Origin of the sequence: Streptomyces sp. V4I23, assembly GCF_030817975.1 — a bacterium.
Taxonomy (GTDB): Bacteria; Actinomycetota; Actinomycetes; order Streptomycetales; family Streptomycetaceae; genus Streptomyces.
Genome location: NZ_JAUSZW010000004.1, coordinates 6,959,638 through 6,981,313, shown reverse-complemented (window position 1 = coordinate 6,981,313; position 21,676 = coordinate 6,959,638). Strand labels below are relative to the sequence as shown.

Genomic DNA, 21,676 nt, shown 5'->3' with positions numbered 1-21,676 from the left:
TTCAGCCCAGCCAGCCGGGCCGTACGAGGCCCGACTCGTAGGCGAGGACGACCAGTTGGGCCCGATCACGGGCGCCCAGCTTCACCATCGTCCGGCTCACATGCGTCTTGGCGGTGAGCGGGCTGACGACCAGGCGGCGCGCGATCTCCTCGTTGGACAGCCCGATGCCGACCAGCGCCATCACCTCCCGCTCGCGCTCCGTGAGCTCGTCGAGTCCCTCGGCCTTCGCCGGAGCCCTGGACCGGGCGGCGAACTCCGCGATCAGCCGCCGGGTGACGCCCGGCGACAGCAGCGCGTCGCCCTCCACCACCGCCCTTACGGCGCGCAGCAGTTCCTCCGGTTCCGTGTCCTTCACGAGGAAACCGGAGGCCCCGGAACGGATCGCCTCGAAGACGTACTCGTCCAGCTCGAAGGTGGTGAGCATGACCACCCTGACGTCCCTCAGGCGCTCGTCACCGGTGATCCGGCGCGTCGCGGCGAGACCGTCGAGCAACGGCATACGGATGTCCATCAGGACCACGTCCGGGCGCAGTTCGCCCACCAGGCGCACGGCCTCCTCGCCGTCCGGCGCCTCCCCGGCGACCTCGATGTCCCGCTGGGCGTCGAGCAGCGCCCGGAAACCGGCCCGCACCAGCATCTGGTCGTCGGCGAGCAGTACGCGGATCACGTCGTCTCCTTGGGCTGCGCGGGCAGTTCGGCGCGGACCCGGAAGCCGCCGTCCGGCCGCGGACCCGCCTCGATGGTGCCACCCAGGGCGGCGGCCCGCTCCCGCATGCCCGCCAGTCCGTTGCCGCTGCCCCCGGCATCGGAGCCGGTGGCGGGCCCGTCGTCGTCGATCCGCAGGTCGAGCCGGCCCGCGGCGTAGGCGATGCGCACCCGGGCGGTACGCGAACCCGAGTGCCGGACGACGTTCGTCAGCGCTTCCTGCACGATCCGGAAGGCGGCCAGGTCCGCGCCGGGCGGGAGCGCGGGCAGGGTGCCCGCCGTGTCGACGTCGACGGTGAGTCCGGCGCTCGCCGCCTGCTCGACGAGTTCGGGCAGGCGTGCCAGGCCCGGGGCAGGCGCGCGGGGGGCGTCGCCGGGGGTGCGCAGGGTGTCCAGCACCTGGCGCACCTCGCCGAGGGCCTCCTTGCTCGCGGCCTTGATGGTGGTCAGCGCGGTCCGCGCCTGTTCGGGGTCGGAGTCGAGGAGGGCCAGGCCCACGCCCGCCTGGACGTTGATGACGGAGAGGGAGTGGGCGAGGACGTCGTGGAGCTCGCGGGCGATGCGCAGCCGCTCCTCGTCGGCGCGGCGCTTCTCGGCGGCCGCCCGTTCGGCGCGCTCCCGGGCCCAGACCTCGCGCCGTACGCGGACCAGTTCGGACGCGGCGACGACGGCCACGACCCAGGCGGTGACGAAGACCTCCTGGCCCCAGGGGGCGGCGTCGTCGCCTCCCGGGGGCAGATAGCGGTAGACCCAGTGCGCGATCAGCAGGTGGCCGGCCCACAGCAGACCGATGGACCACCAGGCGGCGCGGCGGTGCCCGGCGACGATCGCGGAGAAGCAGCCGACGGCGATCGTGAGGAAGACCGGGCCGTAGGGGTAGCCGGCCGCAAAGTACACGAAGGCGGTCGCGCACACGCCGGAGACCGCGACGACCGGGTACCGGATGCGCAGCAGGAGCAGCGCGGGGCCGAGCAGGAGCAGGACGCGTGCGAAGGCGTCGAGCGGTTCCCGCTCGGGCTGTCCCTCGGCGGCGAAGCCGGTGCCGGCCATGACGAAGACGGCCAGCGCCACGGTCGACACCCAGGGAACACGGGCCCGGCGCCGTCGTTCCTCCCACTGACGCATCAGCGGTGGTCCGCCCCGTGCCCGGGGTGGACCACCGCACCCGCGGGCGCGCTGCTCGTCCATACCGGCCACGCTAGACCCGGGCGCGGGACGGGGACGTCACCCCGGCGTGGCGGTCACGCGTACTCCCTGTGCAGTACGAACCCGGGTGCGAGGCGTCCGCGAGCCGCAGCGCGCGGCACCCGGCGCAGCGGCTCGGGCGTCCACCAGGCGGCGCTGCCGGAGAGCCGCATCGCCATCTGCACTCGTGGGACCGGCCCCGAGCATCCCGAACCGGGGCGGGTGGCGCGTCAGACCCCGCCCTGCCGCCGCGGTCACGGTGTGCCGACGGCCGGCCCCGGGCGCAGGCCGACCTCGGCGGCGAGCCGCGCCGCGGCGTGCGCGAAGAACGCGTCGCGGTCCTCGACGACCCGCTCGAACTGCCCGAACAGCTCGAAGGAGATCAGCCCGAACAGCTGCGCCCAGGCGGCGATGAGCGCGGCGACGACGGACGGCGGCAGGTCGGGGGCGAAGGCGGCGGCGACGCGTTCGGCCTCGGTGCGCACCCCGCCGCCGAGCGGCGGGACCGCCAGCCCCTCGGTGCGATGGGCTTCGCGGACGATCGAGATGAACACGGCGCCGACGCGCGAGGCGGGGGCGATCGTGTCCTGGGGCGCGGTGTAGCCGGGGACGGGCGAGCCGTAGATCAGGGCGTACTCATGTGGATGCGCGAGCGCCCAGTCCCGCACGCCCCGGCACACGTCGCCCCACCGCGCGAACTCCCGCCCCGGCGCCACGGTGGTGCGATCGCGTACGCCGGCGTTGCCACCGGCCGCCCCGGCGGCAACGCCGTCGCCGTCGCTGAGCACACCTGCGGCCGCGGTGGCCTCGGGGCCGGGCGCGTCGGTGCGGGCAGCGGCGGTGGGCGCGTGCCCGGCGGGTGTGGCGGCGTCAGGGCCGGGGCCGTCAGGGCGCCCGGCCACGGCGGGCGCGTGCCCGGCGGGTGCGGCGGGCGCCGGACCGCGCACCGCGGCCGCGGCCTCCGCGGCCGCCCCCACCGCGTCGTACGCATCGACGATGAGCGCGGTCAGCAGGTCGTCCCGGCTCGGGAAATAGCGGTAGAGCGCGGAGGACACCATGCCCAACTCGCGGGCGACGGCGCGCAGGGAGAGCTTCGCCGCTCCCTCCGCCGCGAGCTGCCTGCGCGCCTCTTCCTTGATCGCCGCGGTGATCTCGCTGCGGGCCCGTTCCCTGGCCCCTCGGACGGTCGTCATACGAGACAGTCTGTCACGCTTTGGAGCACCGACCATGAACGAGATCGGGCATCACAAAAGAGAGCAGTGCTCTTGCTTCAGAGCATGAGCCCGTGCACACTGCTCTTAAGCGAGAGCAGTGCTCTCGAATAGGTGACGACCAGAACAGAGAGCGAGATCACGGCCATGCCGCACCACGCCCCGGCCCACTACATCAAGCCCAACCGCTTCGACACGGTCCTCAACAACACCGTCGGATGGCTCGCCCGCCGCGGCGTCAGCCTCCTGGGCGCCGCGGAGCTCTCCGTGCGCGGCCGCACCACCGGCGAGTGGCGGCGCATACCGGTCAACCCGCTCCCCTACGACGGCGGCCCGTACCTGATCTCCGCCCGTGGCCACTCGCAGTGGGTCCGCAACCTGCGCGCGGCCGGCGGCGGCCGTCTCCAGGTCGGCCGCAGGACCCAGCACTTCACCGCCGCGGAACTCCCCGACGAGGAGAAGCCCAACCTGCTCCGTTCGTATCTCAAGCGCTGGGGCTGGGAGGTCGGCCGCTTCTTCGGGGACGTCAACGCGGACTCCACGGACGAGGAGCTCCTCGCCGCCGCCCACAAGCACCCCGTCTTCCGCATCACGGTCACCAAGTGACCGCCTGCGCGGCGGCGTCGCACGGGCGCGCGGCGCCCGGTCTCCGAGCCGAGAGCCCCGCACCCGCACCCGCAGCCGCACCCGCACCCGCACCCGCACCGACCGGCCCCGCCCTCGCCGCGCGCGAAACCCGGCCCCGCCCCTGCCGCGCGCGAAAGCCGGCTCCCCCTGCCGTCCGCGCGAAACCCGGCCGCGCGAGGCCGCGCGACCGGACCGGATGCCCCCTACGCGCGCTTGTCCAGCACGTCCAGCGCGCGCCGCGCCAGCGAGTGCGTCCGCACCAGCCCCGCGAGCGTCGTCGCCCCGCGCGTGATGTCGGTGAAGGCTGTCCAGGCGGGCCGGAACCCGGTGATCGCCGCGTGCAGCAGACCGGGCCTGCGTTCGAAGACGGCGAGCATCCGCCGACCGACCGCCATCTCCACACCCAGCCCCGCCTTGATGGCGAACGCGTAGTTGAGCGCCTGCCTGCGGGCGTCCACGGCGTCGTGCGCCTCGGCGATCCGCACCGCCCACTCCCCCGCGAGCCGCCCGGACCGGAGGGCGAAGGAGATGCCCTCCCTGGTCCACGGCTCCAGGAGTCCCGCCGCGTCCCCGCACACGAGCACCCGGCCGCGCGACAGCGGCGAGTCGTCGCTGCGGCAGCGCGTCAGGTGCCCGGAGGAGATGGCGGGTTCGAAACCCGCCAGCCCCAGCCGTGCGATGAAGTCCTCCAGATACCGCTTGGTCGCGGCGCCCTCGCCGCGCGCCGAGATCACGCCGACCGTCAGCGTCCGGCCCTTCGGGAACACCCAGCCGTAACTGCCGGGCATCGGTCCCCAGTCGATGAGCACCCGGCCCGCCCAGTCCTCCGCGACGGTGTCCGGCACCGGGATCTCCGCCTCCAGGCCGAGGTCCACCTGGTCGAGCTTCACACCCACGTGAGCGCCTATCCGGCTGGCACTGCCGTCGGCCCCGACGACCGCGCGGGCCAGCACCGTCTCGCCGTCCGACAGCACGACGGCGACCGTGCGCCGGTCGGGGACGGCGGGACCGTGCTGCTCCACACGGGAGACGGTGACGCCCGTGCGCACGACCGCGCCCGCCTTCTCCGCCTGCTCGACCAGACCGGCGTCGAACTCCGGACGGTTGATCAGACCGAAGAGCATCCGCTTGGAGCGGCGGGTGCGGGCCAACTTCCCGTTCAGCGAGAAGGTGACGGCGTGCACCTTGTCGCGCAGGGGCAGTTCGAAGCCGGGTGGGAGGCTGTCGCGCGAGGGGCCGATGATGCCGCCGCCGCAGGTCTTGTAGCGGGGCAGTTCGGCCTTCTCCAGGAGCAGCACCCTGCGACCGCTCACCGCCGCCGCGTACGCCGCCGAGGCTCCGGCGGGTCCTGCGCCGACCACGACGACGTCCCACGCGGGACCCTCGCCAAGCTCCTGTGCCGCCTCTGCTCCGGTGGCATCGTTCTCGCTGCTCACGATGTACTTCTGCTCCCGATCCGACCCATGGCCCGTGCTCTCGACCGCATCCTACGGCGCAGACCGCTTCCGCCCCCTGTGGGAGGATCGACCACACATTCGCCGTACACACAGCGCACAACGTCGCACCCACAAGGAGCGTGCCCATGACCGCGAATCCGATCGCCGAGACCGTCGCCTCGCTGATGCCCCGTGCCAAGGCGGAGCTCACCGAGCTGGTGGCCTTCCAGTCGGTGGCGGACGAGGCGGTGGCGCCGCGCAGCGAGTGCGAGGCGGCGGCGGTCTGGGTGGCGGACGCGTTGCGCGCGGAGGGGTTTCAGGACGTCGCGCTCCTCGAGACCCCGGACGGATCGCAGTCGGTGTACGGGCTGCTGCCCGGCCCGGAGGGTGCGCCGACCGTTCTGCTGTACGCGCACTACGACGTGCAGCCGAAGCTGGACGAAGCCGCGTGGACGAGCCCGCCGTTCGAGCTGACCGAGCGCAACGGCCGCTGGTACGGGCGCGGTGCGGCCGACTGCAAGGGCGGCTTCATCATGCATCTGCTCGCGCTGCGCGCCCTCAAGGCGAACGGCGGCGTCCCGGTCTCGGTGAAGGTCGTCGTGGAGGGTTCGGAGGAACAGGGCACGGGCGGCCTCGAGCGGTACGCGGAGGAGCACCCTGACCTGCTCGCGGCCGATGCGATCGTGATCGGCGACACCGGGAACTTCCGGGTGGGCCTGCCGACCGTGACGGCGACGCTGCGCGGAATGACCATGGTCCGCGTCCAGGTCGACACACTCGAAGGCAACCTGCACTCGGGCCAGTTCGGCGGGGCCGCGCCCGACGCACTGGCCGCGCTGATCCGCATCCTGGACTCGCTGCGCGCCGAGGACGGGTCGACGGTGATCGACGGCCTTCCCGCGCAGGCCGAGTGGGAGGGACTGCAGTACCCGGAGGAGGAGTTCCGCAAGGACGCGAAGGTCCTCGACGGTGTCGGCCTGCCCGGCAACGGCACGGTCGCGGACCGGATCTGGGCCCGCCCCGCCGTCACCGTGATCGGCATCGACTGCCACCCTGTCGCGGGCGCCACGCCGTCCATCCCGGCGAGCGCGCGGGCGCAGATCAGCCTGCGGGTGCCGCCGGGCCAGGACGCCGCGGAGGCGACGAAGCTGCTGTTCGCGCACATCGAGAAGCACACTCCGTGGAACGCGCGCGTGACGCTGGAGCAGGTGGGCCAGGGCCAGCCGTTCCAGGCGGACGTGACCAGCCCCGCGTACACGTCGATGGCCGAGGCGATGCGTGTGGCGTACCCGGGTGAGGAGATGCAGGCGTCCGGGATGGGCGGCTCCATCCCGCTGTGCAACACGCTCGCCGCGCTGTATCCGAAGGCGGAGATCCTGCTGATCGGGCTCAGCGAGCCGGAGGCGCAGATCCACGCGGTGAACGAGAGCGTGTCCCCCGAGGAACTGGAGCGGCTGTCGGTCGCCGAGGCGCTGTTCCTGGTGAACTACGCCGAGTCGAAGCTGAGTTGACTGCCTGCCGGGCGGGGAGGCGATTCCGCGCTCGGCGAAGATCGCCGGCAGCGTAGTTCCGGGCGGCGGGCGTGCTCCTGTGCGTACGTTCGCCGCATGGACTTCATCCCGGTACTGCCGCAGCTGCACATGTTCCGCTTCCCGATCGGCCAGGCCTACCTGTGGCGCGACGGCGACGAGCTGACGCTCGTCGACGCGGGCCACCGGGACGCCGCGCCGCTGATCGAGGAGGCGATACGGGGGGCGGGGCTCGATCCGGCGGCCCTGCGGCGGATCGTTCTGACGCACTGCCACCGCGACCACGTGGGGGCGGCCGGCGAACTGGCCGCACGGTACGGGGCCGAGGTGCTGGCGCACCGCCTCGACGCCCCGGTCGTACGGGGCGAGGCGCCCGTGCCCGAGCCCGTACTGCTGGACTGGGAGGTCCCGCTGTACGAGCACGGGCTCACGGTGCCGCCCGCGCCGCCGACCCGGGTGGACCGGGAGCTGGAGGACGGCGACGTACTGGACTTCGGCGGCGGTGCGCGCGTGGTCCACTCCCCCGGTCACACCGACGGCTCGATCGGCATCCATCTGCCGCATCACGGGGTGCTGTTCACCGGTGACTGCGTGGCGGGGGTCGGGCAGGTGATGCTCGGGGTGTTCAACGTGGACCGGGCGACGGCACAGGTGTCGATGCGCCGGCTGGCCTCACTCGCGCCGTCGACGGTCTGCTTCGGCCACGGCGACCCGCTGACCGAGAACGCCACCGCGGCGCTGCTGGACGCGGCGGAGGCGTCAGCCGACGGGGATGCCGGCCTCTAGATTGAGCACGGTGCCGCGTTCGCGGGCGCGCAGCGCCCAGCGCAGCCGTTCGTAGCGCGCGGGCGGCAGCAGGTGCGCGGCCTCCTGCTCGCCCACGAACCGCCAGTCGCGCAGCTCCGGTCCGGGCAGGCGTATGCGTCGCGCGTCGCCGTCCGGGAGCCGGCCGCCGTCGAACAGGAGCCGCAGGCCGCCGAAGCGCGGCGCCCGCGGGGCCTCCCAGTCGACGACGAGCAGCCGTGGGACATCGGCCAGTTCGAGGCCGAGTTCCTCGGCGACCTCCCGCATCCCCGCCCGTGCCGGCGGCTCTCCCCGCTCGACGACTCCGCCGGGGAACTCCCATCCGGGCTTGTAGGTCGGGTCGACGAGCAGCACCCGGTCCTCGTCGTCGAAAAGGAGCACGCCCGCGGCGACGGTCTCCGCGGTGGGTTCGGGCGTCTGGACGATCTCGCAGGCGGCCGCGGCTCCGGAACGCACGGCCGCGGCGATGCGCCGGGCCGTCTCGTGCGGGTCGATACGGCTGGTGTCGATCACGTGCGCGTCGGCGGTGATCCAGCCGAGCGCGGCGCGATAGGGCTCGATGCGGTCGTACGACCACTGCCTGACGCGCTGGTCGCCGTCCGGGGTGTCGGGCACGGGCCGGCCCGCTATCCGTGCGCGCAGGATCGTTTCATCCGGGCTCAGCAGCACATGGTGAACGGGGATGCGCCGGGCGGCGAGCCCGCCGAACACCTCGTCGCGGTACTCCTGACGCAGCAGGGTCATCGGTACGACCAGCACCCCGCCCAGCTCGGCGAGGAGCGCGGCCGCGGTGTCCACGACGAGCCGCCGCCAGATGGGAAGGTCCTGGAAGTCGGCGACATCGTCGAGACGCTTCTGCGGCAGCACGTACCGCAGGCCGGCGCCGACGAGCTCGGGGTCGAACAGTGTGCTGTTGGGGATCAGATCGATCAGTTCGCGTGCGGCAGTCGTCTTGCCCGCTCCGAACGCACCGTTGATCCAGACGATCACGGGTCCCCCTCTTCCGTTGCCCACAGTGGCTTGCCCGCATCACCCTGCCACGGAAACCCCCGGCCGGAACGGGTTGGCTGATCGGGGACGGAACTGTGGCCGGGCCGTTGCCCGTGACACCTGCCGAGGACCGTCGTTGGAGCGGAAGAGACAAGGGGGTGCGCGATGCGCCGCACTGTTTTGGAGAAGTTCCCCGCAGGAGATCCGCGGGGCAGCTGGGCCGCCGAGGAGTACGCCCGGCACCGCCGGGACGAGGGGCTGGCGGCCGAGGTGGTGATGGACCTGGAGTCGGACGCGTTCCTGGTGGTCGTCCCCCGGCAACAGCACGGAGACCGCGCCTGGTGAGCGTCCCGGGGGCGTCGCGCCCCCGTGACCCCCTGCCCGGGGGTGCCGGGGGCCGATGGCAGTGACGGCTCTGGGTCGTCCGGGGCCCCGGCGGTCGGCACGCCCGAGAAGTCGCGCCGGACAGAGGCGCCCAGCTACACGGGGCCGGCCGCGCCCGAGTGCGTCACCCAGTCCGCCGCCCGCCCGAGGGTGAGCGCCGCCGCCGCCGCGCCCACGAGACCGGCGTCCGTGCCCATCCGCGCCGGTGCCACCGTCAGGCGCTGCACGAACGACAGCGTCGCGTAGTCGCGCAGGGCACGGCGCAGCGGCGTGAAGAGCACGTCCCCCGCGCCCGCGACACCGCCGCCGATCACGGCGATGTCGATCTCCACCAGCGTCGCGGTGGCGGCGATCCCGGCGGCGAGTGCCTGGGCGGCGCGCTCGAACGAGGCGGTCGCGACCGGGTCGCCGGCCCGCGCCGCCTCGGCCACGGCGGCGGCCGTCGCCTCGCCGTCGGCACCGGGACGCCAGCCGTTCTCCACGGCCCGGCGGGCGATGTTGGGGCCGCTGGCTATCCGCTCCACACAGCCGCGCGCCCCGCACGGGCAGGCGTCGCCGTCCAGATCGACGCTGATGTGGCCGATGTGCCCGGCGTTGCCCGTGGGGCCCGCGTGCAGACGGCCGTTGAGCACCAGACCGCCGCCGACGCCGGTCGAGACGACCATGCACAGCGCGTTGTCGTATCCCCGGGCCGCGCCCAGCCAGTGCTCGGCCGCCGTCATCGCGACGCCGTCGCCGACGAGCTCGACGGGCAGACCGCCGACGGCCCGTGACACCCGCTCGACCAGCGGGAAGTCGCGCCAGCCGGGGACGTTGACCGGGCTGACCGTACCGGCCGAGCGGTCCACCGGCCCCGCGCTGCCGATGCCGACCGCCCGTACGTCCGCCCACAGCGGCGACGCCGTCAGCTCGGCGAGGACGCCCTCCACCGCGCGCATCACCGCGTCACCGCTCTCCCGGGCCGGCGTGGGGCGCTGCGTACGCAGCAGGAGAGCGCCACCCCCGTCGACCAACGCGCCGGCGATCTTGGTACCGCCGATGTCGAGAGCGGCGACGAGGCTGGTATGCATCGGTGTGCGATCCCCCGGGGAGACTGTCGGACCTGCGGATTCCCATAGTCTCCATTGCCCTGACAACGTTGTCCAGGCCCTATGCCCGACGCCACACCATCCCATACCATCGAACGCGACCGCCTGCCGTCGGACAGAAAGCTCACCGTGGCCGATACGACTCGTCCCCCGCAGCCGCCGGGAAGCCCTCGAGGCCCCGAGCCCCGCTACGGAAATCGGCCGACGATGAAGGACGTCGCAGCGCGCGCGGGAGTGGGTCTCAAGACCGTCTCCCGGGTGGTCAACGGCGAACCGGGCGTCACAGCCGACACCGAGCGGCGGGTGCAGGAGGCCATCGAGTCGCTGGGCTTCCGCCGCAACGACAGTGCGCGGGTGCTGCGGAAGGGCCGCACCGCGTCCATCGGCCTGGTGCTGGAGGACCTCGCCGACCCGTTCTACGGGCCGCTCAGCCGGGCCGTGGAGGAGGTGGCCCGGGCGCACGGCGCCCTGCTGATCAACGGCTCCAGCGCCGAGGACCCCGACCGCGAGCAGGAGTTGGCGCTCGCACTGTGCGCGCGCCGGGTGGACGGGCTCATCGTGATCCCCGCGGGTCACGACCACCGCTACCTGGAGCCGGAGATCAAGGCGGGCGTGGCCACGGTGTTCGTCGACCGTCCGGCCGGCCGGATCGAGGCGGACACGGTGATGTCCGACAGCTTCGGCGGAGCACGCGCGGGCGTGGCGCATCTGATAGCACACGGCCACCGGCGCATCGCCTTCATCGGTGACCAGCCACGCATCCACACCGCGGTCGAGCGACTGCGCGGCTATCGCGCGGCGATGGAGGACGCGGGTCTGGAGATCGACGGCTCCTGGGTCTCGCTGGGCTCCACGGCGCCGGAGCGGGTCCGGGACGCGGTGACGTCGATATTGGAGGCCCCCGAGCCGGTCACCGCCATCTTCGCGGGCAACAACCGGGTCACGGTGACGGTCGTCCGGCTCCTCGCCGGACGCGAGGAGCCGGTCGCGCTGGTCGGCTTCGACGACATCGAACTCGCCGACCTGCTCGGCATCACGGTCATAGCCCAGGACGCGGCCGCCCTGGGCCGTACGGCGGCGGAGCGGCTGTTCCGCAGGCTGGACGGAGTGAACGAGGAGCCGGCGCAGCTGACGTTGGACACCGTCCTGATCCCGCGCGGCTCCGGGGAGATTCCCCCGCCGGCCTGATCCAGCGTCACGGCTCGGGGAGCATCCCCCGAGATGCGACGGTGACGGCACACAGCCTGAGGGGGCAGCGGTGCGCCCGGTGCAGGCTGTTACTCGGCTGTGGCCGTCAACTCCCCGCGCCGGGGCGCCGCGAAGCCGTCGAGGTCGGCGCGCGTGAGACCGGTCAGCCGGGCGACTTCCGCGGTGTCGAGGGCGCCGCAGTCGATGCCGCGCAGCAGGTAGGAGCTGAGAGCCTTGGCGGTGGCGGGCTCGTCCATGACGTCGCCGCCCGCCTGGGTGGCATAGGCGGACAGTCGCGCCGCGGCCTGCTCGAAGCCCTCGCGGTAGAAGGCGAAGACGGCGGCGTAGCGGGTGGGCAGGTGGCCGGGGTGCATGTCCCAGCCCTGGTAGTACGCGCGGGCGAGGGCGCGGCGGGTGAGGCCGTAGTGCAGGCGCCAGGCGTCGTGGACCTTCTCGGTGGAGCCGACGGGCAGGACGTTGGTGGAGCCGTCGGACACCCGTACGCCGGTCCCGGCCGCGGCGACCTGCATGACGGCCTTGGCGTGGTCGGCTGCGGGGTGGTCGCTGGCCTGGTGGGCGGCGCTGACGCCGAGACAGGCGCTGTAGTCGAAGGTGCCGTAGTGCAGACCGGTGGCCCGTCCCTCGGCGGCGTCGATCATGCGCGCGACGGTGGCGGTGCCGTCGGGGCCGAGGATGGACTGGCTGGTCTCGATCTGGATCTCGAAGCCGATGCGGCCGCTCTCCAGGCCGCGGGCCTTCTCGAACTCCTCGACGAGCCGCACCATCGCGGACACCTGCTCGATGTACGTGACCTTGGGCAGGGTGAGGACGAGCCCGTCGGGCAGGCCGCCCGCCTCCATCAGGCCGGTGAGGAAGATGTCGAGGGTGCGGATGCCCCGGTCGCGTACGGCGGCCTCCATGCACTTCATGCGGATGCCCATGTACGGCGCGGCGGCGCCCTTCGCGTACGCCTCCGAGATCAGCCGGGCGGCGCGTGCGGCGTCGGCGTCCTCGTCCCGGCCCCCGTAGCCGTCCTCGAAGTCGACGCGCAGGTCCTCGATCGGCTCGCGTTCCAGCTTGGCGCGTACACGCGTGTACACCGGCTCGGCCAGTTCGTCACTCAGGCCGAGGACCCGGGCGAAGCCGGCGGCGTCGGGGGCGTGCTCGTCGAGCGCCGCAAGGGCGGCGTCGCCCCAGGTGCGGACGGTGTCGGCGGCGAAGACGTCGCCGGGGACGTAGACGGTGTGGACGGGCTGGCGGGTGCCGGGGTCTCCCGGGTACCGGCGGGCGAGCTCCGCGTCCACCGTTGCCAGGGAGGCGCTGATGCCCTCGCTGACCGCGCCGGCGAGGCTCGTCGCCACCTTCTCCTGCTGACCCATTCCCACACCCTCCGCAGATCCCTGTGTCCGTGTTTTCCGCTTCACGGAATCAACATTCTGTTGAATGAAGTTAACGGGAGCCCGTGATCTGCGTCAATGGTCCGCCACAACGGGCAGGGGCCGCGCGGTGGAGATCACCACGCGGCCCCTGCCGAAAGATGTGCGGTCAGCCCTTGCGGGACTTGACCTCGTCGGTGAGCTGCGGGACGACGTCGAACAGGTCGCCGACGACGCCGTAGTCGACCAGGTCGAAGATCGGGGCCTCGGCGTCCTTGTTGATGGCCACGATGGTCTTCGAGGTCTGCATGCCGGCGCGGTGCTGGATCGCGCCGGAGATGCCGGAGGCGATGTACAGCTGCGGCGACACCGACTTGCCGGTCTGGCCGACCTGATTGGTGTGCGGGTACCAGCCGGCGTCGACCGCGGCACGCGAGGCGCCGACGGCCGCGCCGAGCGAGTCGGCCAGCGCCTCGATGATCGCGAAGTTCTCCGCGCCGTTGACACCACGGCCACCGGAGACCACGATCGCGGCCTCGGTCAGCTCCGGGCGGCCGGTCGACTCACGCGGGGTACGCGCGGTGACCTTGGTGCCGGTCGCCTTCTCGGAGAACGACACCGACAGAGCCTCGACGGTGCCGGCGGCCGGGGCGGCCTCCACGGCCGCGCTGTTGGGCTTGACCGTGATGACCGGGGTGCCCTTGGTGATGCGGGACTTGGTGGTGAACGAGGCGGCGAACGCCGACTGGGTCGCGACCGGGCCCTCGGCACCGGCCTCCAGGTCGACGGCGTCGGTGATGATGCCCGACCCGATCCGGACCGCGAGACGGGCCGCGATCTCCTTGCCCTCGGCGGAGGAGGGGACCAGCACGGCGGCCGGGGAGACGGCCTCGTACGCGGCCTGCAGCGCGTCCACCTTCGGGACCACGAGGTACTCGGTGAACTCGGGAGCGTCGGCGGTCAGCACCTTTACCGCGCCGTGCTCGGCGAGCGCGGCGGCGGTGTTCTCGGCACCGGAGCCGAGCGCGACGGCGACGGGCTCGCCGATGCGGCGGGCCAGGGTCAGCAGCTCCAGGGTGGGCTTGCGGACGGCACCGTCCACGTGGTCGACGTAGACGAGAACTTCAGCCATGGGACTTCTTCTCTCCTGCTTGCGAAGTATGAAGGGGGCGGTTGGTGGCCGAAGCCTTAGATGAACTTCTGGCTCGCGAGGAACTCCGCGAGCTGCTTGCCGCCCTCGCCCTCGTCCTTGACGATCGTGCCCGCGGTACGGGCCGGACGCTCCGCGGCCGAGTCGACCTTGGTCCAGGCACCCTCGAGACCGACCTCGTCGGCGTCGATCTCCAGGTCCTCCAGGTCCCAGGACTCCACCGGCTTCTTCTTCGCGGCCATGATGCCCTTGAAGGACGGGTAACGCGCCTCGCCCGACTGGTCCGTCACCGACACGACGGCCGGCAGCGACGCCTCCAGCTGCTCGGAGGCGGTGTCGCCGTCACGGCGGCCCTTCACAGTGCCGTCCTCCACCGAGACCTCGGAGAGCAGAGTCACCTGCGGGACGCCCAGACGCTCGGCCAGCAGCGCCGGAACGACGCCCATCGTGCCGTCGGTGGAGGCCATACCGGCGATGACCAGGTCGTAGCCGGCCTTCTCGATCGCCTTGGCCAGCACCAGCGAGGTGCCCATCACGTCGGTGCCGTGCAGATCGTCGTCCTCGACGTGGATCGCCTTGTCGGCGCCCATCGACAGGGCCTTGCGCAGCGCGTCCTTGGCGTCCTCCGGACCGACGGTCAGCACGGTGACCTCGGCGTCGTCAGCCTCTTCCGCGATCTGCAGCGCCTGCTCCACCGCGTACTCATCCAGCTCCGACAGCAGGCCGTCGACGTCGTCGCGGTCGACGGTCAGGTCATCGGCGAAGTGCCGGTCGCCGGTGGCGTCGGGCACGTACTTCACACAGACAACGATCCTCAGGCTCACGCCGGCTCTCCTACTGCATCGTCTCTACTGGACTGCCTTGTGAACGCAGCATAGGCGTCCGATGGGGCGGATCCCGGTCGGGGCGGGCCGCGCTCCGATCGAAATATTACTCGTCAGTACACCCATGTTGTTCCCGCTAAGCAAGCGCTTTGAACTGTGACCTTGACAACGGCGTGCCAGGTCAGTCGCGCAGCGCAGTGAAGCGACCCCGGTGGTACAGCAGCGGACGGCCGCCGCCGGCCGGGTCCCCGGTCACGACCTCGGCGATCACGAGGCGATGGTCTCCCGCGGGCACGCGTGCCACCACCCGGGCGACCAGCCACGCCACCACTCCTTCGAGGACGGGCACGCCCTCGGGACCGGTGCGCCAGCGGGTGGGCGGGGCGAAACGGTCCGCGCCGCTGCGGGCGAAGGTGGCGGCCAGCTCCTGCTGGTGCTCGCCGAGTATGTGGACGCCGACGTACTCCGCCTCGGCGACCACCGGCCAGCTGGAGGATCCGGTACCCACCCCGAAGGAGATCAGCGGCGGGTCGGCGGCCACGGAGGTGAGTGACGTGGCGGTGAAGCCGACGGGACGCTCCCCCTGCGCGGTGATCACCGCGACGCCGGCGGCGTGCTGACGGAAGACCGACTTCAGCAACTCGTCGGCGGCGGGAGAGGCGGGCGAGGCGGCACGCCGGCCGGCCGGCGACTGCTGTGCGCGCCCGAGGCCCGCAGCGGACCCGGGCCGGGGGACGGCGAGGGCGGAGGAGGAGGTCAGGGGTGAGGTGCCGAGATCGGTCGGGGCCGTCATCGAGGATTCCTTCTGCATGGGTGCGAACTAGGCGGCTGGGGCGTCGACGTCAGCCGGACAGCGCGCGCTCGCATGACGGACGAGGTCCACATGGACCCGACCGAAGAGAAGGAGTACTGGAGGCACAGACGTCAGCCTGACGACAGTTGCCCTGTACAGTCAAGCGCGCACGGGAATGTGCGACCGGGCTCACGGGGCGTCACACCGCCCTTCCGAGTGCGGCGATGACGTCGGCCTTGCGGGGTGCCCCGGAGGCCTGGGTGACGACACGCCCGGCGGAGTCGAGCACCAGGACGGTGGGCGTCGTGCGGATGCCCAGTTCCCGCACGAGTGCGAGCCGCTCCTCGGCATCGATCTCGATGTGCGCGACACCGTCGACCATGCCCGCGACATCCGACAACGTGCGGCGCGTGGCACGGCAGGGCTGGCAGAAGGCGGTCGAGAACTGGACCAGCGTCGCCCGCCGCCCGAGCCCCGTACCCAGCTCCGCCGCGCCGAGCCGTCGTTCCGGGTCGTGAGCGCGCACTTCGGTCCACCTCCGTCGAGTCGTCGGCCCCTGTAGCGTTCGCAGGAAGGCAATGATTCCCCGTGACGGGCGTGAACGGGCGGCGACGGGGGTCCGGACGTGATGAGAATCTCGCCTGTCCCGGGCCCCAGGGCTGGTCAGCACGCCCCACATGGGGGACGATCGGCCCAATGCCGAAAACCTACGGCTGCGTAACTTCCAACCGGGAGCACCCTCCCCGGGCATGACGAAAGGGTCCCCCCCAGATGGCAGAGCTCGTCTATCGGCCGGTCATCGGCGCCGCCCTCACGATGTTCAAGGCGCTCGACCTGAAGATCGACACTCAGGGATCCGAGAACATTCCGCGTTCTGGGGGTGCCGTCCTGGTCAGCAACCACATCAGCTACCTGGACTTCATCTTCGCCGGGCTCGCCGCGCTGCCCCAGAAGCGCCTGGTCCGCTTCATGGCCAAGGATTCGGTCTTCCGCCACAAGGTCTCCGGACCGCTGATGCGCGGGATGAAGCACATCCCGGTGGACCGCAAACAGGGTGAGGCCGCCTACGCGCACGCGCTGGACTCGCTGCGCTCGGGCGAGATCGTGGGCGTCTTCCCGGAGGCGACGATCTCCCAGTCGTTCACGCTGAAGTCCTTCAAGTCGGGCGCCGTACGCCTGGCACAGGAGGCCGGCGTGCCGCTGATCCCGGTGGCGCTGTGGGGTACGCAGCGACTGTGGACCAAGGGCCGTCCGCGGAACTTCAAGCGCTCGCACATCCCGGTGACGATCCGGGTCGGCGAGCCCATGGAGGCACCGACGGACCAGTACGCGGGCGCCCTCACGCGGCGGCTGCGCGAGCGTGTGCAGGAGCTGCTGGAGGCGGCCCAGCGCGCGTACCCGGTACGCCCCAGGGACGCGGGCGACACCTGGTGGGTCCCCGCGCACCTCGGGGGCACCGCACCGACGCCCGCCGAGGTCCGCGAGGCCAGCTGAGGCCCCGGCCCTAAGGGCCTACCGCGGGGCGTGGACCGTGACCCGCGCCCCGGGGCTCAGCTTCTCCAGACCCTCGGCGAGTTCGGCGGCTGCCGCCGCGAGCTCACCCCCTGTCGCCGGGGCCATGCCCTCCAGCAGGAACAGCGCGTTCACCGTGTCCTCGGTGAGACGGGTGCGCACGCCCTGGCGCCAGTTCCAGCGGCGGCAGGTGACACCCTCCTCGTCGCACCAGACGACCTCGCCCGCGTCGGGGTGCTCCACGCCCTCCTCACCGCCCGCGACCGTGACGAACGGCTCCTCGCCCGTGGCCCGTACGAGGCGCATGCCGCCGGCGATGCGGTCGGTGTCCTCGCCGCCCACCGGGATCAGATGGGCGACGCTGATCGCGTTGTAGAGGTCGACCAGCGCGTTGATGCGGGGCAGTCCGCCGTCGGCGAGCGCCCGCCGGGCCAGCGCCTCGGCCGAGTTGCGGGTGCGCGAGGGCTTGGCGCCGAAGGCGGTGTAAGCCTCGCGCCAGGCCGCCATGTGCGTGTCCTCGTGCGGCGCGCGGCCGTCGAGACGGGCGGCGAGTCGGCGTGCCGCGTCCTCCAGCAGCGCCGAACTGTCGTCGTTGCTCGGGCCGTTCACGAGGCCGTGCGCCTCGACGGCGACGTGGACGAAGCCGGGCGCGAGGGCGCGCACCTCGTCCGAGACGGTGAGGGAGAGTGCCATGGGTCCGCCGTTCAGATGTCCGTGGGCAGCGTGCGCCACAGGGCCGGCCGGTCGGATGCCGTCCGCAGGGCCGTGAGGACCGCCGGATGTGGTGCAGCAAAGAGTATCGGATAGTCCACTTCACTGCACTCGGGTCGTACGGGCCAGGCCAGACGCTCCCCGTTCGTCGAGAACTGCGCGTCGACGACCCCGGGGATGTTGCCGCGCGGGTCCTGGCGCGCCCAGCCCGATGCGCCGGGCAGGGGGATCGCGACCAGTCCGTGGACCATCGGGTTCGAGCCGTCGTCGTCCGTGAGGCGCTGGTAGCAGAGGGCCGTGGGGATGCCTTCGGCACGCAGCAGCGCGGCGAGCGCGTGGGACTTCGCGTGGCAGATTCCGGTACCCAGCGCGAGCACGTCCGAAGCCCGCCAGGTGACCCGCCTGTCGCCGCTGTCGGCGGAGTGGGGAATGGCGTCGCGGACGAATTCGTACGCCGCCTTGGCGTATGAGTATGCGTCGGGGTGATCGGCGCGCAGCTGCGCCGCGGTTTCCCGGACGCGTGGATGGCCGTGGTCGATGGCGGCGTCTGCGGCGAGGTACGCCGACAGTTCGGGGACCTGCTGGATCAGTTCCATGACGACCGAGCGTAAGAGCGCGGCCGACCGGAAACCAATGGTTTTCCGGTTGGCCGCATCCTTATGCAATTCCCGTCTAGCGCGCCATCTCTTCCTTCAGCGCCTGGACGAACGTGTCGACGTCGTCCTCGGTGGTGTCGAAGGAGCACATCCAGCGGACGTCCCCGGCCGCCTCGTCCCAGAAGTAGAACCGGAAGCGCTCCTGCAGCCGCCGGGTCACGTCCTGCGGGAGCCGCGCGAAGACGGCGTTGGCCTCGACGGCGTGGAGGATCTCCACGCCGTCGACCGTGCGCACACCCGCGGCGAGCCGCTGCGCCATCTCGTTGGAGTGGCGGGCGTTGCGCAGCCACAGGTCCTTGGCGAGCAGCGCCTCGAACTGCACGGAGAGGAAACGCATCTTGGAGGCGAGCTGCATCGACATCTTGCGCAGATGCTTCATGTGGCTGACCGCGTCCGGGTTGAGGACGACGACCGCCTCGCCGAAGAGCATGCCGTTCTTCGTGCCGCCGAAGGTGAGCACGTCGACGCCGACCGCGTTGGTGAAGGTCCGCATCGGGACGTCCAGAGAGGCGGCCGCGTTGGCTATCCGGGCACCGTCGAGATGGACCTTCATGCCGAGGCCGTGCGCGTGCTCGACGACGGCGCGGATCTCGTCCACGGTGTACACGGTGCCCAGCTCGGTGTTCTGGGTGATCGAGACGACCTGGGGCATCGCGCGGTGCTCGTCCTCCCAGCCCCAGGCCTGCCGGTCGATCAGCTCGGGGGTGAGCTTGCCGTCCGGGGTCGGCACGGTGAGCAGCTTGAGTCCGCCCATCCGCTCCGGCGCCCCGCCCTCGTCCACGTTGATGTGCGCGGTCTCCGCGCAGATCACCGCGCCCCAGCGGTCCGTGAGCGCCTGCAGGGCGGTCACATTGGCGCCGGTGCCGTTGAACACCGGGAACGCCTCGGCGGTCGGCCCGAAGTGGCTGTGCATGACCCGCTGGAGGTGCTCGGTGTACTGGTCCTCGCCGTAGGCGACCTGGTGGCCGCCGTTGGCGAGGGCGAGGGCCGCGAGCACCTCCGGGTGGGCGCCCGCGTAGTTGTCACTGGCGAACCCGCGGACGGACGGGTCGTGGTGACGACGGGCGTCGGTCTTCAGGGTTTGGGGGTCAGCCACAGACGCTGTCCATTCAGTTCCTCGGCGGGCCGGTCCCAGACTCCGGCGATGGCCTCTGCCAGCTCCGTCACGTCGGTGAAGCCCGCGAACTTCGCATTCGGGCGCTCGGCGCGCATGGCGTCGTGCACCAGTGCCTTGACGACCAGGATGGCAGCCGCTGCCGCCGGGCCCTGATCGCCCCCCGCCTTGCGGAAGGAGTCGGCGACGGCGAGCGTCCACGCCTCGGCGGCGGCCTTTGCGGCGGCGTAGGCGGCGTTGCCGGCGGTGGGCTTGGTGGCTCCCGCGGCGCTGATGAGCACATAGCGGCCGCGGTCGCTGCGCAGCAGTCCGTCGTGGAAGGCCAGCGAGGTGTTCTGGACCGTGCGGATCAGCAGCTTCTCGAGCAGGGCCCAGTCGGCCGGGTCGCTCTCGGTGAAGCCGGCGCTGCCGCGCCAGCCGCCGACGAGGTGCACCAGCCCGTCGACCCGGCCGAACTCCTTCTCGGTCTTGTCCGCCCACGCCTTGGCGGCGTTCAGATCGAGCAGGTCGACGGTGTCGCCGATGACCGTGGCACCGCCGTGCGCGTACCGCGCGGCGTCGACGGCCTGGGCGAGACGCTCGGCGTCGGCGTCGGAGGCGACGACGGTCGCGCCGGCCTCGGCCAGCCTCAGCAGGGTGGCCCGTCCGGCGGGGCCGGCCGCACCGGCCACCGCCACGACCGCGCCTTCGAGCGCGCCGTTGCCGTTCCCGTTCATGGTGGTCGCCTCCTGGATGCGAGAGCTCACGCGGCCGCTCCGGCCGAAGCAGCGGTGATCCCCTTGGTGGAGGCGATCACGTTCTTCAGCTTCTTGGAGAGCGCCTCATAGAACATGCTCAGCGGAAACTCGTCCGGAAGCACGTCGTCCACCAGTTTGCGCGGAGGCTGGGACAGGTCCAGGGCGTCGGGGCCCTTGGCCCAGCGGGAGCCCGGGTGCGGGGCGAGGTACGTGGAGACCAGCTCGTACGCGGCGAACCAGTGGACCAGCTTCGGGCGGTCGATGCCGTCGCGGTAGAGCTTCTCGATCTCGGCGCACAGCTGGTTCGTGACCTGCGGCGCCCGCTCCCAGTCGATCTTCAGGGTGTTGTCGGTCCAGCGCACCACGTCGTGCTTGTGGAGGTACGCGAAGAGGAGCTGGCCGCCGAGGCCGTCGTAGTTGCGCGTCCGGTCACCCGTGACAGGGAAGCGGAACATGCGGTCGAAGAGGACGGCGTACTGGACGTCGCGGCCGTGCCGGCTGCCCTCGGCCTCCAGCTTGACGGCCTCCTTGAACGCGGTGAGGTCGCAGCGCAGCTCCTCCAGGCCGTACATCCAGAACGGCTGGCGCTGCTTGATCATGAACGGGTCGAACGGCAGGTCGCCATGGCTGTGAGTGCGGTCGTGGACCATGTCCCACAGCACGAACGCCTGCTCGCAGCGCTTCTGGTCGCCGACCATCTCGCGGATGTCGTCCGGCAGCTCCAGGCCGAGGATGCGCACGGCCTCCTCGGTCACGGCACGGAAGCGCGCGGCCTCGCGGTCGCAGAAGATGCCGCCCCAGGTGAAGCGCTCGGGGGCCTCGCGGACGGCGATGGTCTCCGGGAAGAGGACGGCCGAGTTGGTGTCGTACCCGGCGGTGAAGTCCTCGAAGGTGATGCCGCAGAAGAGCGGGTTGTCGTAGCGGGTGCGCTCCAGCTCGGCGAGCCACTCGGGCCAGACCATGCGCAGGACCACCGCTTCGAGGTTGCGGTCCGGGTTGCCGTTCTGCGTGTACATCGGGAAGACGACGAGGTGCTGCAGTCCGTCCTCGCGGGCGGCGGCCGGATGGAAGGCGAGCAGCGAGTCCAGGAAGTCCGGGACCGTGAAGCCGTCCTTCGCCCACTTGCGCAGGTCGGCGACGAGGGCCCGGTGGTAGGCGTCGTCGTGCGGAAGCAGCAGGGAGAGGTCCTCCACCGCGCCGATGACCTGCTCGACGGCGGCCTCGGCGTCGGAGCGGGCGGGGGCGCCCTCTGCGTCGAAGTCGATGGAGCCGTCCTTGGACTGCCAGGGGCGGATCTCTTCGACGGCATTCTTGAGCACCGGCCAGCTCGGGTGGTCGACCACCCGCCCGTCGTGAGATATGCCCTTGTCGGCCATGTCCTGCACAAGAATTTCCGTCATGCCACTTCCTTCACGGGAGAACCTCGCGTCAAGACACCGTATCGGTGCGGCGTTCCTCCATACAAGAGGAGGCATCGGAAATTATCCTGTCCCACCCCCATGATCGCAGAAGTTTTTGCGGTGAGTGGCGGGCATCACGGACAGTCCGCGACTTGGGGAGACACGCGGACGGGCAGCTTCCGGACACCCCGTACGAGAACGGTCCCCTGTGCGGGAGGGGCCGTTAGGCTGCGTCCTTACCCGCGTGCGCCCCCAC

General features: G+C 71.9%; 22 protein-coding genes. 6 read left to right on the top strand and 16 right to left on the bottom strand.

Translation table 11 applies throughout. The features are described 5' to 3' along the window. Position 1: 1 nt before the first annotated feature. The 3 genes from QFZ82_RS34160 to QFZ82_RS34150 form a co-directional block, all read right to left on the bottom strand. A complete protein-coding gene (locus QFZ82_RS34160; protein ID WP_307716801.1) occupies positions 2-667 on the bottom strand; it encodes a response regulator transcription factor in 666 nt (221 codons plus the stop codon). Then, positions 664-1,893 carry a sensor histidine kinase gene (locus tag QFZ82_RS34155; protein WP_373429361.1) on the bottom strand — a complete coding sequence of 410 codons (1,230 nt, stop codon included), beginning with the start codon at positions 1,891-1,893 and terminating at the stop codon, positions 664-666. The genes QFZ82_RS34160 and QFZ82_RS34155 overlap by 4 nt, the downstream gene beginning before the upstream one ends. A 251-nt stretch (positions 1,894-2,144) precedes the next feature. Beyond that, positions 2,145-3,083 carry a TetR/AcrR family transcriptional regulator gene (locus QFZ82_RS34150; RefSeq protein WP_307716799.1) on the bottom strand — a complete coding sequence of 313 codons (939 nt, stop codon included), beginning with the start codon at positions 3,081-3,083 and terminating at the stop codon, positions 2,145-2,147. Positions 3,084-3,248: 165 nt separating this feature from the next. Here QFZ82_RS34150 and QFZ82_RS34145 point away from each other — a divergent pair, with 165 nt between their 5' ends. Beyond that, positions 3,249-3,707, top strand: coding sequence for a nitroreductase family deazaflavin-dependent oxidoreductase (locus QFZ82_RS34145; RefSeq protein WP_307717927.1), 459 nt, complete (start codon positions 3,249-3,251; stop codon positions 3,705-3,707). A gap of 224 nt (positions 3,708-3,931) precedes the next feature. Here QFZ82_RS34145 and QFZ82_RS34140 read toward each other — a convergent pair whose 3' ends face one another. Continuing rightward, positions 3,932-5,164 carry a geranylgeranyl reductase family protein gene (locus QFZ82_RS34140; protein WP_307716798.1) on the bottom strand — a complete coding sequence of 411 codons (1,233 nt, stop codon included), beginning with the start codon at positions 5,162-5,164 and terminating at the stop codon, positions 3,932-3,934. Between the two features lie 146 nt (positions 5,165-5,310). On the opposite strand from QFZ82_RS34140, the gene QFZ82_RS34135 reads away from it, so the two are divergent. Both QFZ82_RS34135 and QFZ82_RS34130 read left to right on the top strand, forming a co-directional pair. After that, the gene (locus QFZ82_RS34135) at positions 5,311-6,675 is read left to right on the top strand and encodes a dipeptidase (protein ID WP_307716797.1); all 1,365 of its coding nucleotides are present in this window, start codon (positions 5,311-5,313) and stop codon (positions 6,673-6,675) included. Between the two features lie 96 nt (positions 6,676-6,771). Next, entirely contained in the window at positions 6,772-7,479 is a 708-nt protein-coding gene (locus tag QFZ82_RS34130; protein WP_307716796.1) for an MBL fold metallo-hydrolase, read from the top strand. Here QFZ82_RS34130 and QFZ82_RS34125 read toward each other — a convergent pair. Then, the gene (locus tag QFZ82_RS34125; protein ID WP_307716795.1) at positions 7,453-8,487 is read right to left on the bottom strand and encodes an NUDIX hydrolase; all 1,035 of its coding nucleotides are present in this window, start codon (positions 8,485-8,487) and stop codon (positions 7,453-7,455) included. The genes QFZ82_RS34130 and QFZ82_RS34125 overlap by 27 nt on opposite strands. Before the next feature lie 165 nt (positions 8,488-8,652). Here QFZ82_RS34125 and QFZ82_RS34120 point away from each other — a divergent pair, with 165 nt between their 5' ends. Beyond that, on the top strand, positions 8,653-8,832 hold the full coding sequence (locus QFZ82_RS34120) for a hypothetical protein (RefSeq protein ID WP_307716794.1): 180 nt from the start codon (positions 8,653-8,655) through the stop codon (positions 8,830-8,832). A 134-nt stretch (positions 8,833-8,966) separates the two neighbouring features. Here QFZ82_RS34120 and QFZ82_RS34115 read toward each other — a convergent pair whose 3' ends face one another. Next, the gene (locus QFZ82_RS34115; protein WP_307716793.1) at positions 8,967-9,941 is read right to left on the bottom strand and encodes an ROK family protein; all 975 of its coding nucleotides are present in this window, start codon (positions 9,939-9,941) and stop codon (positions 8,967-8,969) included. 225 nt (positions 9,942-10,166) lie between these two features. Between QFZ82_RS34115 and QFZ82_RS34110 the strand changes: the two genes are divergently transcribed. After that, positions 10,167-11,147, top strand: coding sequence for a LacI family DNA-binding transcriptional regulator (locus QFZ82_RS34110; protein ID WP_307716792.1), 981 nt, complete (start codon positions 10,167-10,169; stop codon positions 11,145-11,147). 89 nt (positions 11,148-11,236) lie between these two features. Here QFZ82_RS34110 and QFZ82_RS34105 read toward each other — a convergent pair whose 3' ends face one another. The 5 genes from QFZ82_RS34105 to QFZ82_RS34085 all read right to left on the bottom strand — a co-directional run bounded on the left by QFZ82_RS34105 (position 11,237) and on the right by QFZ82_RS34085 (position 15,816). Beyond that, positions 11,237-12,532, bottom strand: coding sequence for an aldolase (locus tag QFZ82_RS34105; RefSeq protein ID WP_307716791.1), 1,296 nt, complete (start codon positions 12,530-12,532; stop codon positions 11,237-11,239). Positions 12,533-12,692: 160 nt separating this feature from the next. After that, entirely contained in the window at positions 12,693-13,655 is a 963-nt protein-coding gene (locus QFZ82_RS34100; RefSeq protein ID WP_307716790.1) for an electron transfer flavoprotein subunit alpha/FixB family protein, read from the bottom strand. Positions 13,656-13,711: 56 nt separating this feature from the next. Then, on the bottom strand, positions 13,712-14,497 hold the full coding sequence (locus QFZ82_RS34095) for an electron transfer flavoprotein subunit beta/FixA family protein (protein WP_307716789.1): 786 nt from the start codon (positions 14,495-14,497) through the stop codon (positions 13,712-13,714). Between the two features lie 181 nt (positions 14,498-14,678). Further along, positions 14,679-15,290 carry a flavin reductase family protein gene (locus QFZ82_RS34090; protein WP_307716788.1) on the bottom strand — a complete coding sequence of 204 codons (612 nt, stop codon included), beginning with the start codon at positions 15,288-15,290 and terminating at the stop codon, positions 14,679-14,681. 199 nt (positions 15,291-15,489) lie between these two features. Further along, positions 15,490-15,816: a thioredoxin family protein gene (locus QFZ82_RS34085; RefSeq protein WP_307716787.1), complete on the bottom strand. Its 327-nt coding sequence runs from the start codon at positions 15,814-15,816 to the stop codon at positions 15,490-15,492. Positions 15,817-16,061: 245 nt separating this feature from the next. On the opposite strand from QFZ82_RS34085, the gene QFZ82_RS34080 reads away from it, so the two are divergent. Next, complete coding sequence (locus QFZ82_RS34080; RefSeq protein ID WP_307716786.1) at positions 16,062-16,784, top strand: 1-acyl-sn-glycerol-3-phosphate acyltransferase; 723 nt, start codon at positions 16,062-16,064, stop codon at positions 16,782-16,784. 18 nt (positions 16,785-16,802) lie between these two features. Here QFZ82_RS34080 and QFZ82_RS34075 read toward each other — a convergent pair whose 3' ends face one another. The 5 genes from QFZ82_RS34075 to QFZ82_RS34055 form a co-directional block, all read right to left on the bottom strand. Continuing rightward, positions 16,803-17,495 (bottom strand): B3/4 domain-containing protein, encoded by a 693-nt coding sequence (locus QFZ82_RS34075; protein ID WP_307716785.1) that lies wholly within the window; start codon positions 17,493-17,495, stop codon positions 16,803-16,805. A gap of 11 nt (positions 17,496-17,506) precedes the next feature. Next, positions 17,507-18,109, bottom strand: a complete 603-nt coding sequence (locus QFZ82_RS34070; RefSeq protein WP_307716784.1) for a transglutaminase family protein — start codon at positions 18,107-18,109, stop codon at positions 17,507-17,509. A gap of 76 nt (positions 18,110-18,185) precedes the next feature. Next, positions 18,186-19,265, bottom strand: a complete 1,080-nt coding sequence (locus QFZ82_RS34065) for a low specificity L-threonine aldolase (protein WP_307716783.1) — start codon at positions 19,263-19,265, stop codon at positions 18,186-18,188. After that, complete coding sequence (locus QFZ82_RS34060) at positions 19,244-19,999, bottom strand: SDR family oxidoreductase (RefSeq protein WP_307717926.1); 756 nt, start codon at positions 19,997-19,999, stop codon at positions 19,244-19,246. The genes QFZ82_RS34065 and QFZ82_RS34060 overlap by 22 nt, the downstream gene beginning before the upstream one ends. A gap of 26 nt (positions 20,000-20,025) precedes the next feature. Next, a complete protein-coding gene (locus QFZ82_RS34055) occupies positions 20,026-21,420 on the bottom strand; it encodes a DUF6421 family protein (RefSeq protein ID WP_307716782.1) in 1,395 nt (464 codons plus the stop codon). Between the last annotated feature and the right edge of the window lie 256 nt (positions 21,421-21,676).

Bases quoted from the DNA above. Each gene is read 5' to 3' on its own strand.
- QFZ82_RS34130 (WP_307716796.1), top strand. From the start codon at position 6,772: ATGGACTTCATCCCGGTACTGCCGCAGCTGCACATGTTCCGCTTCCCG.
- QFZ82_RS34155 (WP_373429361.1), bottom strand. From the start codon at position 1,893: ATGGACGAGCAGCGCGCCCGCGGGTGCGGTGGTCCACCCCGGGCACGG.
- QFZ82_RS34100 (WP_307716790.1), bottom strand. From the start codon at position 13,655: ATGGCTGAAGTTCTCGTCTACGTCGACCACGTGGACGGTGCCGTCCGC.
- QFZ82_RS34055 (WP_307716782.1), bottom strand. From the start codon at position 21,420: ATGACGGAAATTCTTGTGCAGGACATGGCCGACAAGGGCATATCTCAC.
- QFZ82_RS34070 (WP_307716784.1), bottom strand. From the start codon at position 18,109: ATGGAACTGATCCAGCAGGTCCCCGAACTGTCGGCGTACCTCGCCGCA.
- QFZ82_RS34135 (WP_307716797.1), top strand. From the start codon at position 5,311: ATGACCGCGAATCCGATCGCCGAGACCGTCGCCTCGCTGATGCCCCGT.
- QFZ82_RS34120 (WP_307716794.1), top strand. From the start codon at position 8,653: ATGCGCCGCACTGTTTTGGAGAAGTTCCCCGCAGGAGATCCGCGGGGC.
- QFZ82_RS34075 (WP_307716785.1), bottom strand. From the start codon at position 17,495: ATGGCACTCTCCCTCACCGTCTCGGACGAGGTGCGCGCCCTCGCGCCC.
- QFZ82_RS34115 (WP_307716793.1), bottom strand. From the start codon at position 9,941: ATGCATACCAGCCTCGTCGCCGCTCTCGACATCGGCGGTACCAAGATC.
- QFZ82_RS34110 (WP_307716792.1), top strand. From the start codon at position 10,167: ATGAAGGACGTCGCAGCGCGCGCGGGAGTGGGTCTCAAGACCGTCTCC.
- QFZ82_RS34060 (WP_307717926.1), bottom strand. From the start codon at position 19,999: ATGAACGGGAACGGCAACGGCGCGCTCGAAGGCGCGGTCGTGGCGGTG.
- QFZ82_RS34080 (WP_307716786.1), top strand. From the start codon at position 16,062: ATGGCAGAGCTCGTCTATCGGCCGGTCATCGGCGCCGCCCTCACGATG.
- QFZ82_RS34150 (WP_307716799.1), bottom strand. From the start codon at position 3,083: ATGACGACCGTCCGAGGGGCCAGGGAACGGGCCCGCAGCGAGATCACC.
- QFZ82_RS34090 (WP_307716788.1), bottom strand. From the start codon at position 15,290: ATGACGGCCCCGACCGATCTCGGCACCTCACCCCTGACCTCCTCCTCC.
- QFZ82_RS34145 (WP_307717927.1), top strand. From the start codon at position 3,249: ATGCCGCACCACGCCCCGGCCCACTACATCAAGCCCAACCGCTTCGAC.